This window comes from Sphingomonas olei, from assembly GCF_045369765.1.
In the GTDB taxonomy this organism is placed as follows: Bacteria; Pseudomonadota; Alphaproteobacteria; order Sphingomonadales; family Sphingomonadaceae; genus Sphingomonas; species Sphingomonas panaciterrae.
Genome location: NZ_JBIQEU010000002.1, coordinates 110,251 through 122,554, shown reverse-complemented (window position 1 = coordinate 122,554; position 12,304 = coordinate 110,251). Strand labels below are relative to the sequence as shown.

Genomic DNA, 12,304 nt, shown 5'->3' with positions numbered 1-12,304 from the left:
ATCATCCCACGTCGGTTCCGGAGCCTGTCCTTGTCGATCCTGCTGCTGCCCGCTTCTCTCGCCGCAATGACCGTCCCTGCCACTGCCACGCCGGTCCAGGTGGGCGAATTGCCACTGGCCGAAACCCAGTCGGCCGAATCCGAGACGGCCATCCCCCTGCAGGGCGAGCCGCAGTCGGTGGAGGAAGCGGAGGCTGAACTCGAGCTTGAGGATGACATCATCGTCACCGGCAGCCGGCAGCCGCGCGGATCGGTGATCGGTGACATCAAGCCCGAAGTGGTGCTGAGCGGCCGCGACATTCGCGCTTATGGTGCCAGCAACATCGGCGAATTGCTGGAGGAGCTTGCCCCGCTCACCGGCAGCATCCAGGGCCGCGGCGCCGGCGCCCCCGTGGTCCTGCTGGGCGGACGGCGGATCAGCGGCTTCCGCGAGATCCGCGGCCTGCCGCCAGAGGCGATCCAGCGCGTCGACATCCTGCCGGAGGAAGTCGCGCTGAAATACGGCTATCGCCCCGATCAGAAGGTGGTGAACATCGTCCTGCGGCGCCGCTTCAATGCGGTGACGGCGGAGGCGGATACCGGCTTTGCCACCGATGGCGGGCGTCAGGTGCATGAGGCGACGCTCAACTACCTTCGCCTGGGCAACGGCAACCGCTTCAGCGTCGATGGCGAATATACCCACAGCAACCCGCTGTTCGAAACGCAGCGCAACCTGGCGGAGGCCGATCCGAACCGCACGTTGCTATCGGCCAGCGACGCAGCGAAGCTGAACGCGACGTACAACCAGACCATTTTCGGCAATGTATCGGCCACGATCAGCGGTGAGCTGGAAGGCGCCGATACCCGCGCCGGCCTTGGTACGTCGTCAGACGGCCAGCGGCTGCTGCGCGAGGGGCGCACCCGCACCGGCGTGCTCAATTACGCCCTGAACGGCGACCTTGATCAATGGCGCTGGTCGCTAAACGGCGGCTATACGCGCGACTGGTCGACAACCCTCACCGATCGCGACGGCGGCCCGGGCAGCGGCACCCGCCGCGACCGGGCGGAGTCGGTAGCGCAAACGATCGAGACCGAAGGGACGCTCAGCGGCAGCCTGTTCGATCTTCCCGCCGGCGCGGTGACGACCACGCTGAAGGCTGGCTTCACCCTGCGCGACATCAGCGGCGAATCGCGCCGGGCCGGCCTCGTGACCGCGACCGACCTGTCGCGCGACCAGGGATCGGGCCAAGCGAACATCGACATTCCGCTATTCCGCAACGGCCCCATCGGCGCCCTGTCGGCGACGATCAACGGCGGGGTCGATCAGCTGTCGGATTTCGGCACGCTAGGATCGGTCGGCTATGGCTTCAACTGGCGGCCGGTCGAGGCCGTGCGCCTGATCGGCTCGGTCGCGCATGAGCAGGGTGCGCCGACGATCCAGCAGCTCGGCAATCCGTTGATCGTCACGCCCAACGTCCGCGTATTCGACCTGGTGACCGGCCAGACGGTGGATGCGACCACCATCACCGGCGGCAATCCGAACCTTGCGGCCGACCAGCGCCGCGTGCTGAAGCTGGGCCTGACGGTGAAGCCGATCAGCGACACCAACCTGACGCTGCTTGCCAATTACACAGACAGCCGCATCGACAATCCGATCGCAAGCTTTCCGACCGCGACGCCGGAAATCGAGGCGGCCTTCCCCGGCCGGTTCGATCGTGACGCGGCCGGCACGCTGATCAGCATCGACACGCGGCCCGTGAACTTCGATCGCAGCCGCAGCCGGCAGATCCGTTGGGGCTTCAACTGGACCGAGACGCTGGAGGCGCCGCCGCCGACCGGCCCTGACGGCCAGCCGCTGACCGCCGAACAGATTGCGGAACGCCGCGCCGCCTTTCGCGAGCGGGGGCGTTCCGGGGCGGGCGCCAGTCCGGCTGGCGGCGAGGCGAGCCAGACGGGCGTGCGCTCCGCGGGCGATCGCGGACCGGGCGGCTTTGCCGGACGTGGCGGTGGTGGCTTTGGCCGCGGCGGGTTCGGCGGCGCACGCCAGGGCCGCGTGCAGCTCAGCGTGTTCCATACCTGGCGCCTCGAGGACACGATCCTGATCCGGCCCGGTCTGCCCGAACTCGACCTGTTGAGCGGTTCGGCCATCGGTGCGCGGGGCGGCCAGCCGCGGCACCAGGTGGAGTTCAACGCCGGATACAACCGCCACGGCATCGGCGTCCGGCTGAACGGCACGTGGCAGGAGGGCACGACCCTTCTCGCCAACCCCAACGGCGCCCCCTCGCCCGAGGATCTCAGCTTCGGCGCGCTCTTCACCGCCAACCTGCGTGTTTTCGCGGATCTCAGCCAGCAGCGCGCGCTGGTGCAGAAGGCGCCGTTCTTCCAAGGCTCGCGCGTCACCCTGTCAGTCAACAATCTCTTCAACCAGCGGCTCGACGTACGTGATGCTGCCGGCGCCGTTCCGATCGGTTACCAGCCGGCGCTGCTCGACCCGCTGGGCCGTTCGGTGAGGCTGAGTTTCCGCAAGCTGTTCTTCTAGGATCAGGCGACAGGTATCGTTTTACCCGTCAGGAAAGCCGCTGAATCGTTGACTTTCAGCAGGCCTTTGTCCAATGCGCTCACTGTCACGCCGCCCCTTGACGGGGTGGCGTATCTGTTTCTTGCAAAGGTCCAAGCCCATGAAGGCGCTGATGAAGACCACCAAGGCGGCCAAGCCCGCAGAGGTGGAAAAGAAGTGGCACATCGTCGATGCCACCGACCTGGTGGTCGGTCGTGCAGCGGTCGTGATCGCCAACGTCCTGCGCGGCAAGCACAAGCCGTCGTTCACCCCGCACGTAGATTGCGGTGACAATGTCATCGTGATCAACGCCGACAAGGTGCGCTTCACCGGCAACAAGCTGGCCGACAAGGTCTATTACAAGCACACCGGTTATGCCGGCGGCATCAAGGGCGTCACCGCCGCAAAGGTGCTGGAAGGCCGCTTCCCCGAGCGCGTGCTCGAAAAGGCTGTTGAGCGCATGATCCCGCGCGGCCCGCTGGGCCGTCAGCAGATGCGCAACCTGCGCATCTTCAAGGGCGCTGAGCACCCGCACGAAGCGCAGAACCCCGAGGTCCTCGACATCGCCGGCATGAGCCGCAAGAACAAGGTGGGCGCATAATGTCCGACAATCGCCAGTCCCTCGCCGATCTCGGCGCCGCGCTCAGCGAGCAGCGCGAAACCGCCGTCGCTGCTGCAGAAGAGAAGGCCGAGGCCTATCTCGAAGGCAAGATCGACGAGCCGTCGCAGCGCGCCCCGCTGCGTGCGCAGGAACTCGACAAGTACGGTCGCGCCTATGCCACCGGCCGTCGTAAGGACGCGGTTGCCCGCGTGTGGCTGAAGCCGGGTTCGGGCAAGATCACGATCAACGGTCGTGATCAGGAAGTGTATTTCGCACGTCCGACGCTGCGCCTCGTCATCAACCAGGTGTTCGGCATCACCGAGCGCGAAGGTCAGTACGACGTGATCTGCACCGTCAAGGGCGGCGGTCTGTCGGGTCAGGCCGGCGCGGTGAAGCACGGCATCAGCCAGGCGATCACCAAGTACGAGCCGGCGTTGCGCGCCCCGGTGAAGGCAGCGGGCTTCCTGACCCGCGACAGCCGTACCGTCGAGCGTAAGAAGTACGGCCGCGCCAAGGCACGCCGCAGCTTCCAGTTCTCGAAGCGCTAAGGCTTATTGCAGCGGCGCCGGTCTTGCCGGTCCGCTGCTGGCCACTGGCTGCACAAAGGGGCAGTTCCGCAAGGAGCTGCCCTTTTTTGTTGTGTTTCGGGCTGGGCCATCACGCCGAGGAAAATCGCGCGAGACCTGCATCGCATGCGGGCGCGGTGATCCTATATGGGTGCGATGGACGCACTTGCCGATCTGGCTCCCCATTATCCGCTGATCCTTGGCCTTTTCGCTCTCGTCGTGATCGCAGGCTTCCTGCGACGCCTGCCGGTGATCGGCCGCCTCGTCAGTCTTGCCATGTGGGTGGCGCTGATCGGCGCGCTGGTATTCGTCCTGGGCGAGCGCGAACGCTTCGATCCCTATCTCGGCCGTGTCGCCGAGGTGCTGGACCTGTCGGGGCAGCAGGTGGAGGGCGCCGAGACGCGCATCCGGATGAGCCCGGACGGGCATTTCTGGGCCAATGTCAGCTTCGGCCGGGTGAAGCGGCGTATGCTGGTGGACAGCGGAGCGACGGTGACCGCGCTCTCGCTGGATACGGCAAATGCCGCGGGCCTCGATGTGCGTGACGCGATGTTCCCGATGCTGCTGCGAACCGCCAATGGCACGATCCGCGCGCAGACCGCGACGATCGGCGAGCTGTCCCTTGGCAACATCGTCGCGCGTGACGTGCCCGTCGTCGTGTCGCCCGCCTTCGGGGAGACGGACGTGCTGGGCATGAACTTCCTGTCGCGGCTGAAATCCTGGCGGGTCGAGGGTCGCACGCTCGTGCTGGTCCCCAACAATCCGCAGCCGGTCACATCCGGATGATGTGGTGACCGAGGCGCTCTGCCTCCTCCGGGTCGTGCGTTACGATCAGCATCGGCAGGCGCAGCTCGTCGCGCAGCCGCTCGATCTCCTGCATCGCCTCCTCGCGCCGCGCACGATCGAGCGAGGCGAGCGGTTCGTCGAGCAGCAGGAAATCGGGGGCACTGAGCAGCGCACGCCCAATCGCCACGCGCCGCGCCTCTCCGCCTGACAGGCTGCGCGGCCAGCGCTCCAGCAGCGGCTCGATCTCCAGCGTCGCGGCGATCCGGGGCAGCGCTAACGCGTCGCTCGCCCCGTAGAGGAGGTTCCGGCGCACGGAGAGATGCGGAAACAGCCGCGGCTCCTGAAAAACCACGCCGGCGCGGCGGCGATGCGGCGGCACGTCGATCCGCGCGGCCGCATCGTACAAAGTGCGGCCACCGACCCTGACATGGCCGACGCTCGGCACGAGCAGCCCGGCGATCATCATCAGTACGCTGGTCTTTCCCGCGCCCGACGGACCGACGAGGACGGTGCTTCGTGCGTCGGAGCGGAACGCGGTGCCGATCACCCGCTCACCGCGCCGGACGGTCAGGTCGATGTCAAAGGACATGGAGCCGCCGTCCCTGCCGCCGCGCCACCGCCTCCGACACCACCAGCGCCGCCAGGCTGAGGCCGACCGAAATCGCCGCAAGTCGCCACACGATCGCCTCGCCGCCCGGCTGCTGAAGCGCGGCATAGATCGCCAGCGGCAGCGTCTGCGTTTCGCCCGGCACGTTGGAGACGAAGGTGATCGTCGCGCCGAACTCCCCAAGCGACCGCGCAAAGCCGAGCACCACGCCCGCGAGGATCCCGGGCAGCGCGAGCGGCAGCGTGATGGTGGCAAAGGCGCGCCACCGCCCTGCCCCCAGCGTCCGCGCCGCTTGCTCGAGCCGCTGGTCCACTGCCTCTATCGACAGCCGCATCGCGCGCACCATCAGCGGCAGCGCCATAATACCCGCAGCGATCGCCGCCCCGGTCCAGCGGAACATCACGCTGACCCCGAACCATCGCTCCAGCGGCCCGCCGATCGGCCCGCCCGGAGCAAAAACCAGCAGCAGAACCCAGCCAGTGACCACCGGCGGCACCACGAGCGGCAGATGAATGATCCCATCGAGGAGCACCTTGCCCGGAAAGTCGGTGCGGGCGAGAAGCCAGGCGAGCGCAAAGGCGATCGGCAGCATGCCAAGCGTCGCCACCCCGCCAACCAGCAGCGACAGGCGCACGACGGTGGCGATCTCCTCCGTCATGGGCGGGTCAAGCCGTGCTGCACCAGGATCGACTGACCGGCGGGTGACAGCAGGAACCGGCGGAAGCCCTCGGCGTCCGGGTGCCTCGCGCTGACAAGCCGCGCGACCGGGTAATGGACCGGCGGATGACTGCCGGGGGGAAAGCGGCCGACGATGCGCAGCCGCGGCGCGATCCGGGCGTCGGTGGCATAGACGATGCCATAGGGCGCAGCGCCACGCTCCACCAGCGACAGTGCGGCGCGCACGCTTTCCCCGCGAACGACGCGGCGCGCGACCATCGGCCACGCGCCCAGCCGCTCGAGGGCCGTCTTGCCGTAGCGGCCGGCAGGCACTGCGGCTGGATCGCCCATGGCGAATGGGCCCGCCGCCAGCAAGGTGCCGAGAGCGCGCCCCCGCATGCCGCCAAGTTCCTGCCCGCGTCCGGGCGCGGCAACGACGACCAGCCGGTTGCCGGCAAGGACCGCGCGGGTGCCGGGCACCAGCCGCCCCTTTTCGGCGAGCCACTCCATCCAGCGGTCATCCGCGGATACGAACAGATCGGCTGGGGCGCCGGCGCCGATCTGCCGTGCGAGCGCAGAGGATGCAGCGAAGGACAGCACCGGGCGCGGGTGGCCACTGGCAGCCCATCGGTCCGCCGCCTCGCCCAGCGCCTCCTGCATGCTGGCCGCCGCGAGGACCAGCGGCCCACGCGCCTGCGCCGCCGCGGGTCGCCCCAGCAACGCGAACAGCATGAAAAACAATGACCACAGGCGCATCGCATTCCCCCCGGCCGCGCGCTCTTACCACGGAGTTTCCCGCCGACCAGCAGGACTGTCAGGTGGACAAGCGCTGGCCCCTTGTCCTAGCGACATGAGGATAACGGAGAGGAGCGGCCATGCACATGCAGGACCGGCACAGGCGACACGCATGAGCGAGATCGGAACGATGCTCGCCGACACCGCCGAGCGGCTGTTTACCACCCATGCCGAGGCGATCGAGCAAGCGGGGACGCGCGGCGAGTGGCCCGCCGCCGCGTGGGACGCGATCGAGGAAAGCGGCATGCCGCTCGCCCTCGTGGCCGAGGACCATGGCGGCTTCGGCGTCCCCATTGCGGAAGCACTTGCGCTCGTGCGACTGACCGGCACGCACGCCCTTGCGCTGCCGCTGGCCGAAACGATGATCGCCAATGCCGCGCTCGCCGCGGCGGGCTTGCCGCTCGGCGACGGCCCGATCGGCCTCGCGGACGACGCGAAAGGCCCCGTTCCGTGGGGCCGTTTCGTCCAGACCGTGGTGGCGACCGAAGCGGGCCAGCTTCACCGCGCCTCCTCGCCACGCGTGACACGAGAGGGCAAGAATATGGCCGGCGCACCGCGGGACCTGCTCGATCTGGCAGAGGGACCGTCAGCGCCCTTCCCCGCCGGGACGTTGCTTGACTGGGCAGCGCTCGCACGCGCGCTGCAGATGGCGGGGGCGCTTGATCGCGTCCTCCAGCTGACCGTCGATCACGTGACCACGCGCGTCCAGTTCGGCCGCCCCCTCGCCAAGTTCCAGGCGATCCAGCAGGAACTGGCGAAACTGGCGGGCGAGGTCGCCGCGGCATCTGCCGCCGCCGATCAGGCCGTCGATGCGTATGTGGCTGGCGGCGACATCACCTTCGCGGTCGCGGTAGCCCGCACGCGCATCGGCGAGGCAGCGAGCAAGGCCAGCGCGATCGCGCATCAGCTGCACGGGGCGATCGGCTTCACCCGCGAACACGTGCTGCACCGCTACACCACCGCGCTTTGGGCGTGGCGGGATGAATATGGGACGCAGCGACAATGGACGCTGGTGCTGGGCAAGCGCGCGCTCGCCGCGGGACCTGACGGATATTGGCCGATGGTGGTGGCAGCATGACGACCCTGCACTTTCCCTCACCCGCCCGCCACGAGGCAGCCGAGGCGCTTCGAGAAGAGGTACGCGCGTTCCTCGCTGACGAGCTCGCCACGCGCCCGCCGCTCGCCCGTGCGGACAGCTGGAACGGCTTCGATCGCGATTTCAGCCGCAAGCTGGGCCAGCGCGGCTGGCTCGGCATGACCTGGCCAAAGCAATATGGCGGTCACGAGCGCAGCGCCTTTGAACGCTATGTCGTCGTCGAGGAGACGCTGGCTGCCGGGGCGCCGGTTGCCGCACACTGGATCGCCGACCGCCAGAGCGGCCCCAGCCTCCTCAAATACGGGACGGAGGAGCAGAAGCAGGCCATCCTCCCGGGCATCGCGGCGGGCGAGACGGTGTTCTGCATCGGCATGAGCGAGCCCGATTCCGGGTCAGACCTGGCCGCGACCCGTACGCGCGCCGTGCCAGCCGATGGTGGGTGGCGCGTCACCGGCACGAAGCTGTGGACGACGGGCGCGCACGACGCCGATTACATGATCCTGTTCTGCCGGACGAGCGGCACCCCGGCCGATCGTCAGGCTGGCACCAGCCAGCTCCTTGTCGATCTGCGCACCACCGAAGGGATCACGATCCGTCCGATCATCGACCTTGCCGGGCAGCATCATTTCAACGAGGTGCATTTCGAGGATGCCTTCCTTCCCGCCACCGCGCTGATCGGTACCGAAGGCGCCGGCTGGGAACAGGTGATGAGCGAGCTCGCGTTCGAACGCAGCGGGCCCGAGCGGTTCCTGTCCTCGATGCAATTGCTGATCGAACTGGTGGGCGTGCTTCAGGATGCGCCCGGCGAGGCTGCGCAGCTCGCCCTCGGGCGCCTCACCGCGCATCTCATCACCCTGCGCCGCCTGTCGCGCGGCGTCGCCGTGATGCTGGAGGCAGGCGAGAACCCGGGCACCCATGCAGCGATCGTCAAGGATCTGGGGGCGACGTTCGAACAGGAGCTGCCGGATATCGCGCGCAGCCTCGTCGATGCCGAACCGGACGCTGCGTCGACATCAGACTTCGTCGCCGTTCTGGCACATATCACGATGAATTCACCCAGCTTTTCCCTGCGCGGCGGAACACGCGAGATCCTGCGCGGCATCATTGCACGCGGGCTCGGGCTGCGCTGAGACCAATTCGGAGAACACCATGACCGTCGTTACCACCGAGATCCGCGGCCCGATCGCGATCCTCCGCCTCAACCGGCCAGACGCGATGAACGCGCTTGGCGCCGACGGCGATGGCGAGGCGGTTCGCGCCGCCTGCGACGCGCTGAACGCTGACCTCTCGATCCGCTGCGTGATCCTGACCGGCGAGGGCCGCGCCTTCTCGGCTGGCGGCGATATCAAGAAAATGGCCGATCCGGAGGGCCCCTTCTCCGGCGGTGGGCTGCCGATCCGCAGCCATTATCAGCGTAACATCCATCGCATCGCCCGCGCGCTCTTCTCCCTCGACATGCCGGTGATCGCCGCGGTGAATGGCGCCGCGATCGGGCTTGGCTGCGACGTGGCGTGCATGGCGGACATCCGCATCGCGTCGGACAAGGCGAAGTTCGGCGTCACCTTCCTGAAACTCGGGCTGGTGCCGGGCGACGGCGGATCATGGCTGCTGCCGCGCGCGATCGGGATGAGCCGGGCGGCCGAGCTGTTCTTCACCGGCGACGTTATCGATGCGTCCACGGCAGCCGACTGGGGCCTCGTCAGCCGGGTCGTGCCCCATGACAGCCTGATGGATGAGGCGCTGGCGCTGGCGGGCCGTATCGCTGCGCTCCCGCCTCATTCGCTGCGCCTGACGAAGTCGCTGCTGCGGCAGGGGCAGACGAGCAGCTACGATCAGGCACTCGATTCGGCATCGACCGCGCAGGCCGTCAGCCATGCGACCGACGACCATCGGGAGGGCGTGGCCGCGCTGCTGGAGAAACGTGACCCGGTGTTCTCGGGCCGCTGACGCCCGGCGGCCGCGCCTTCAGCCCTTTGGTGGTCCGGTGCCGTCGTCGGGCGCCATCAGATACTCGCGCTCCTCGGCCGTGCTGTCACGGCCGAGCGCAGCATTGCGCGTCGGAAAGCGGCCAAAATGCTCCACCACGTCGCGGTGGCCGATCGCGAATGGCACGTTCGGTCCGCCCAGCGCGGTGAATTTCTCCACTGACAGGCGCTGCAGCAGCAGATCCTCGGCATGCATCAGCGGCATGTAGAGAAAGGCGCGCTCTTCCTCGACATAGCGGGCTTCCCAGCCGTTGGAGATGGCCAGCAGCGTCAGCTCCACCGCCAGATCATCAGCCTCATAGGCCCGCGGCGAATCGCGGTAAATGTTGCGGGAGAACTGGTCGAGCAGGATGACCGCGGCGAGCAACTCATCCGGCCCGTCGCGCCACCCGGCGGCGCCGCTGGCATAGACCTGGTCACGCAGCGCGCCGAACCGCGTTCTGATCTCCTCATCGAGTTCCGGGTCGCGCTTGAACTGGCGTTCCATCGGCAGCGCGAACCAGAAGTCGAGCACCGCGCGCGCCTCATCGTGGACTAACCGCGAATGTATCCCTAGATCGCCAGCCATGCTCGCCTCCCGTTCGCCCGACGTGATTACCCTGGGCTGTCGATTGAACCTTGCCGAGAGCGAAACGATCCGCGCGCTCGCCGGCTCGCGAGATATGGTGGTGATTAATGGCTGCGGCGTGACAAACGAGGCCGTTCGCCAGACCCGCGTCGCGGTGCGCCGCGCGCGTCGCGATCGCCCGGCGGCGGAGATTGTGGTGACGGGCTGTGCATCCGACATGGATACGGCCGCCTTCGCCGCGATGCCGGAGGTGGACCGCGTCGTACCGAACGCGGCCAAGCTCCTCCCCGCGACGTGGGGCGGCTTTCCCAACCACCGACCCACCCGCCGCCATGCCCGCGCCTTTGTCGGGGTGCAGAACGGCTGTGATCATTCCTGCACCTTCTGCGCCATCCCGCTCGGTCGCGGCCCGAGCCGGTCGGAGCCCGTGGGCCAGGTGGTCGCGCGCGTCGCCGCCCTGGTCGAGGATGGCGCGCGCGAGGTGGTGCTGACCGGGGTCGACCTTACCAGCTACGCCGACGGCCTCGGCACGCTGGTGGAGGCGATCCTGACGGGTGTGCCGCGGTTGCCCCGCCTTCGCCTTTCCTCGCTCGACACGATCGAGATCGACGATCACCTCTTCGATCTGGTGACCAGCGAGGAGCGCGTGATGCCGCACCTCCATCTTTCGCTCCAGGCCGGTGACGATCTGACTTTGAAGCGGATGAAGCGCCGTCATTCACGAGCGCAAGCCGTCGCGATGGTGGCCCGGCTGAAGGCGAAGCGCGCGATCGCAATCGGCGCGGACCTGATCGCCGGTTTCCCGACCGAGAGCGAGGAAGCCGCGGCCAATACGCTGCGCCTGCTGGCCGATTGCGACATCGTTCACGCGCATATCTTCCCTTTCTCACCCCGCGATCGCACCCCGGCAGCCCGCATGCCCCAGGTGGCGCCGGGCGTCGCCCGCGAGCGTGCCGCACGCCTGCGTGAGGCTGCCGCGACCCGCCGCGCCGGGTGGCTCGCCACGCTGGTCGGCAGTGACCAGCAGATTGTTATCGAGAAACCCGGCGATCGCGGCCACACGCCCGCCTTCGCCGAGGTACGCTTGCCCCACCCGATGGCGACCATCGGTGATATCGCGACCGTGCGGATCACTGCTGCCGCCGACGATCATCTCATCGGAATTCCTGCATGACCGACAACCGATCCTGGCACGACAAGCTCCTGGGCGGATTTCGCCGTACGTCAGACCGGCTGGTCGGCAACCTTGCCGGACTGGGAACGGCCCGGCTGGACGATGCGACGCTGGACGAGATCGAAGAGGCGCTGATCGCGTCGGATCTCGGCCCGGAAACCGCCGCCCGCATCCGCGCCCGGCTTGCCGAGGGCAGCTATGAGCGGAACATGGAGGAACTGGGCATCCGCCTCGTCGTCGCCGAGGAGGTCGAAAAGGTTCTAGAAAAGGTCGCCAAGCCACTGGAGATCGACGCTTTTCCGCGGCCGCAGGTGGTACTGGTGATCGGCGTGAACGGATCGGGAAAGACCACCACCATCGCAAAGCTTGCGCACCTGTTCATGGAGCAGGATTATGGCGTGATGCTCGCGGCAGGCGACACGTTCCGCGCCGCGGCGATCGGCCAGCTCGCGACCTGGGCGGAGCGGATCGGCGTGCCGATCGTGACCGGTCCGGAGGGCGGCGACGCGGCCGGCGTGGTGTGGGACGCAGTGAAGAAAGCCACCGAGACGGGCATCGACGTGCTGATCGTCGACACCGCGGGACGGCTGCAGAACAAGCGCGAGCTGATGGACGAACTGGCCAAAATCCGCCGCGTGCTTGGCCGCATCAACCCGGCCTCTCCGCACGACGTGGTGCTGGTGCTCGACGCCACCACCGGCCAGAATGCGCTGAGCCAGATCGAGGTGTTCAAGGAAGTCGCGGGCGTCACCGGGCTGGTGATGACCAAGCTGGACGGCACCGCGCGCGGCGGCGTTCTGGTGGCAGCAGCAGAACGTTATGGCTTGCCGATCCACGCGATTGGCGTCGGCGAGTCGATGAACGACCTGCGCCCGTTCGACGCGCATGAAGTCAGCCGGATCATCGCGGGCGTGGATCAAGCACGCTGATCGAC

Annotated in this window: 13 protein-coding genes; 9 read left to right on the top strand and 4 right to left on the bottom strand. The window is 67.9% G+C overall.

What is annotated here, in order from left to right; all coding sequences use genetic code 11:
- Positions 1 to 30: 30 nt before the first annotated feature.
- From ACH0BU_RS03125 to ACH0BU_RS03110, 4 genes are all read left to right on the top strand, one after another.
- Positions 31 to 2,517 (top strand): TonB-dependent receptor plug domain-containing protein, encoded by a 2,487-nt coding sequence (locus ACH0BU_RS03125; protein ID WP_500263733.1) that lies wholly within the window; start codon positions 31 to 33, stop codon positions 2,515 to 2,517.
- A 139-nt stretch (positions 2,518 to 2,656) separates the two neighbouring features.
- Positions 2,657 to 3,136 carry a 50S ribosomal protein L13 gene (gene rplM / locus ACH0BU_RS03120; RefSeq protein ID WP_046410361.1) on the top strand — a complete coding sequence of 160 codons (480 nt, stop codon included), beginning with the start codon at positions 2,657 to 2,659 and terminating at the stop codon, positions 3,134 to 3,136.
- The gene (gene rpsI, locus ACH0BU_RS03115) at positions 3,136 to 3,684 is read left to right on the top strand and encodes a 30S ribosomal protein S9 (protein ID WP_082103079.1); all 549 of its coding nucleotides are present in this window, start codon (positions 3,136 to 3,138) and stop codon (positions 3,682 to 3,684) included. Before rplM ends, rpsI begins: the two co-directional genes overlap by 1 nt.
- A gap of 174 nt (positions 3,685 to 3,858) precedes the next feature.
- Positions 3,859 to 4,488: a retropepsin-like aspartic protease family protein gene (locus tag ACH0BU_RS03110; protein ID WP_046411690.1), complete on the top strand. Its 630-nt coding sequence runs from the start codon at positions 3,859 to 3,861 to the stop codon at positions 4,486 to 4,488.
- On the opposite strand, the gene ACH0BU_RS03105 is transcribed toward ACH0BU_RS03110, so the two are convergent.
- The 3 genes from ACH0BU_RS03105 to modA are packed head-to-tail and all read right to left on the bottom strand — an operon-like array spanning position 4,475 to position 6,508.
- A complete protein-coding gene (locus tag ACH0BU_RS03105) occupies positions 4,475 to 5,077 on the bottom strand; it encodes an ATP-binding cassette domain-containing protein (protein ID WP_500263732.1) in 603 nt (200 codons plus the stop codon). The genes ACH0BU_RS03110 and ACH0BU_RS03105 overlap by 14 nt on opposite strands.
- Positions 5,067 to 5,753, bottom strand: coding sequence for a molybdate ABC transporter permease subunit (modB, locus tag ACH0BU_RS03100; protein ID WP_046410358.1), 687 nt, complete (start codon positions 5,751 to 5,753; stop codon positions 5,067 to 5,069). Before modB ends, ACH0BU_RS03105 begins: the two co-directional genes overlap by 11 nt.
- On the bottom strand, positions 5,750 to 6,508 hold the full coding sequence (modA, locus tag ACH0BU_RS03095) for a molybdate ABC transporter substrate-binding protein (RefSeq protein ID WP_500263731.1): 759 nt from the start codon (positions 6,506 to 6,508) through the stop codon (positions 5,750 to 5,752). The genes modB and modA overlap by 4 nt, the downstream gene beginning before the upstream one ends.
- Before the next feature lie 151 nt (positions 6,509 to 6,659).
- On the opposite strand from modA, the gene ACH0BU_RS03090 reads away from it, so the two are divergent.
- Genes ACH0BU_RS03090 through ACH0BU_RS03080 form a run of 3 tightly spaced genes read left to right on the top strand, consistent with a single transcriptional unit; the run spans position 6,660 to position 9,590 of the window.
- Positions 6,660 to 7,625, top strand: coding sequence for an acyl-CoA dehydrogenase family protein (locus ACH0BU_RS03090; RefSeq protein ID WP_500263730.1), 966 nt, complete (start codon positions 6,660 to 6,662; stop codon positions 7,623 to 7,625).
- The gene (locus ACH0BU_RS03085) at positions 7,622 to 8,773 is read left to right on the top strand and encodes an acyl-CoA dehydrogenase family protein (protein ID WP_136451631.1); all 1,152 of its coding nucleotides are present in this window, start codon (positions 7,622 to 7,624) and stop codon (positions 8,771 to 8,773) included. Before ACH0BU_RS03090 ends, ACH0BU_RS03085 begins: the two co-directional genes overlap by 4 nt.
- Positions 8,774 to 8,792: 19 nt before the next feature.
- Positions 8,793 to 9,590, top strand: a complete 798-nt coding sequence (locus ACH0BU_RS03080; protein ID WP_136451632.1) for a crotonase/enoyl-CoA hydratase family protein — start codon at positions 8,793 to 8,795, stop codon at positions 9,588 to 9,590.
- 18 nt (positions 9,591 to 9,608) lie between these two features.
- Here ACH0BU_RS03080 and ACH0BU_RS03075 read toward each other — a convergent pair whose 3' ends face one another.
- Positions 9,609 to 10,196 carry a DUF924 family protein gene (locus ACH0BU_RS03075; RefSeq protein ID WP_500263729.1) on the bottom strand — a complete coding sequence of 196 codons (588 nt, stop codon included), beginning with the start codon at positions 10,194 to 10,196 and terminating at the stop codon, positions 9,609 to 9,611.
- Here ACH0BU_RS03075 and ACH0BU_RS03070 point away from each other — a divergent pair.
- Together ACH0BU_RS03070 and ftsY are read left to right on the top strand one after the other, a co-directional pair.
- Positions 10,195 to 11,370: a MiaB/RimO family radical SAM methylthiotransferase gene (locus tag ACH0BU_RS03070; protein WP_145118913.1), complete on the top strand. Its 1,176-nt coding sequence runs from the start codon at positions 10,195 to 10,197 to the stop codon at positions 11,368 to 11,370. The genes ACH0BU_RS03075 and ACH0BU_RS03070 overlap by 2 nt on opposite strands.
- Entirely contained in the window at positions 11,367 to 12,299 is a 933-nt protein-coding gene (gene ftsY / locus ACH0BU_RS03065) for a signal recognition particle-docking protein FtsY (protein WP_046410349.1), read from the top strand. Before ACH0BU_RS03070 ends, ftsY begins: the two co-directional genes overlap by 4 nt.
- Positions 12,300 to 12,304: the final 5 nt, after the last annotated feature.

Coding starts and splice junctions, on each gene's coding strand:
- rplM (WP_046410361.1), top strand. CDS start 2,657: ATGAAGGCGCTGATGAAGACCACCAAGGCGGCCAAGCCCGCAGAGGTG.
- ACH0BU_RS03085 (WP_136451631.1), top strand. CDS start 7,622: ATGACGACCCTGCACTTTCCCTCACCCGCCCGCCACGAGGCAGCCGAG.
- ACH0BU_RS03090 (WP_500263730.1), top strand. CDS start 6,660: ATGAGCGAGATCGGAACGATGCTCGCCGACACCGCCGAGCGGCTGTTT.
- ACH0BU_RS03110 (WP_046411690.1), top strand. CDS start 3,859: ATGGACGCACTTGCCGATCTGGCTCCCCATTATCCGCTGATCCTTGGC.
- ftsY (WP_046410349.1), top strand. CDS start 11,367: ATGACCGACAACCGATCCTGGCACGACAAGCTCCTGGGCGGATTTCGC.
- rpsI (WP_082103079.1), top strand. CDS start 3,136: ATGTCCGACAATCGCCAGTCCCTCGCCGATCTCGGCGCCGCGCTCAGC.
- ACH0BU_RS03070 (WP_145118913.1), top strand. CDS start 10,195: ATGCTCGCCTCCCGTTCGCCCGACGTGATTACCCTGGGCTGTCGATTG.
- modB (WP_046410358.1), bottom strand. CDS start 5,753: ATGACGGAGGAGATCGCCACCGTCGTGCGCCTGTCGCTGCTGGTTGGC.
- ACH0BU_RS03080 (WP_136451632.1), top strand. CDS start 8,793: ATGACCGTCGTTACCACCGAGATCCGCGGCCCGATCGCGATCCTCCGC.
- modA (WP_500263731.1), bottom strand. CDS start 6,508: ATGCGCCTGTGGTCATTGTTTTTCATGCTGTTCGCGTTGCTGGGGCGA.
- ACH0BU_RS03105 (WP_500263732.1), bottom strand. CDS start 5,077: ATGTCCTTTGACATCGACCTGACCGTCCGGCGCGGTGAGCGGGTGATC.
- ACH0BU_RS03075 (WP_500263729.1), bottom strand. CDS start 10,196: ATGGCTGGCGATCTAGGGATACATTCGCGGTTAGTCCACGATGAGGCG.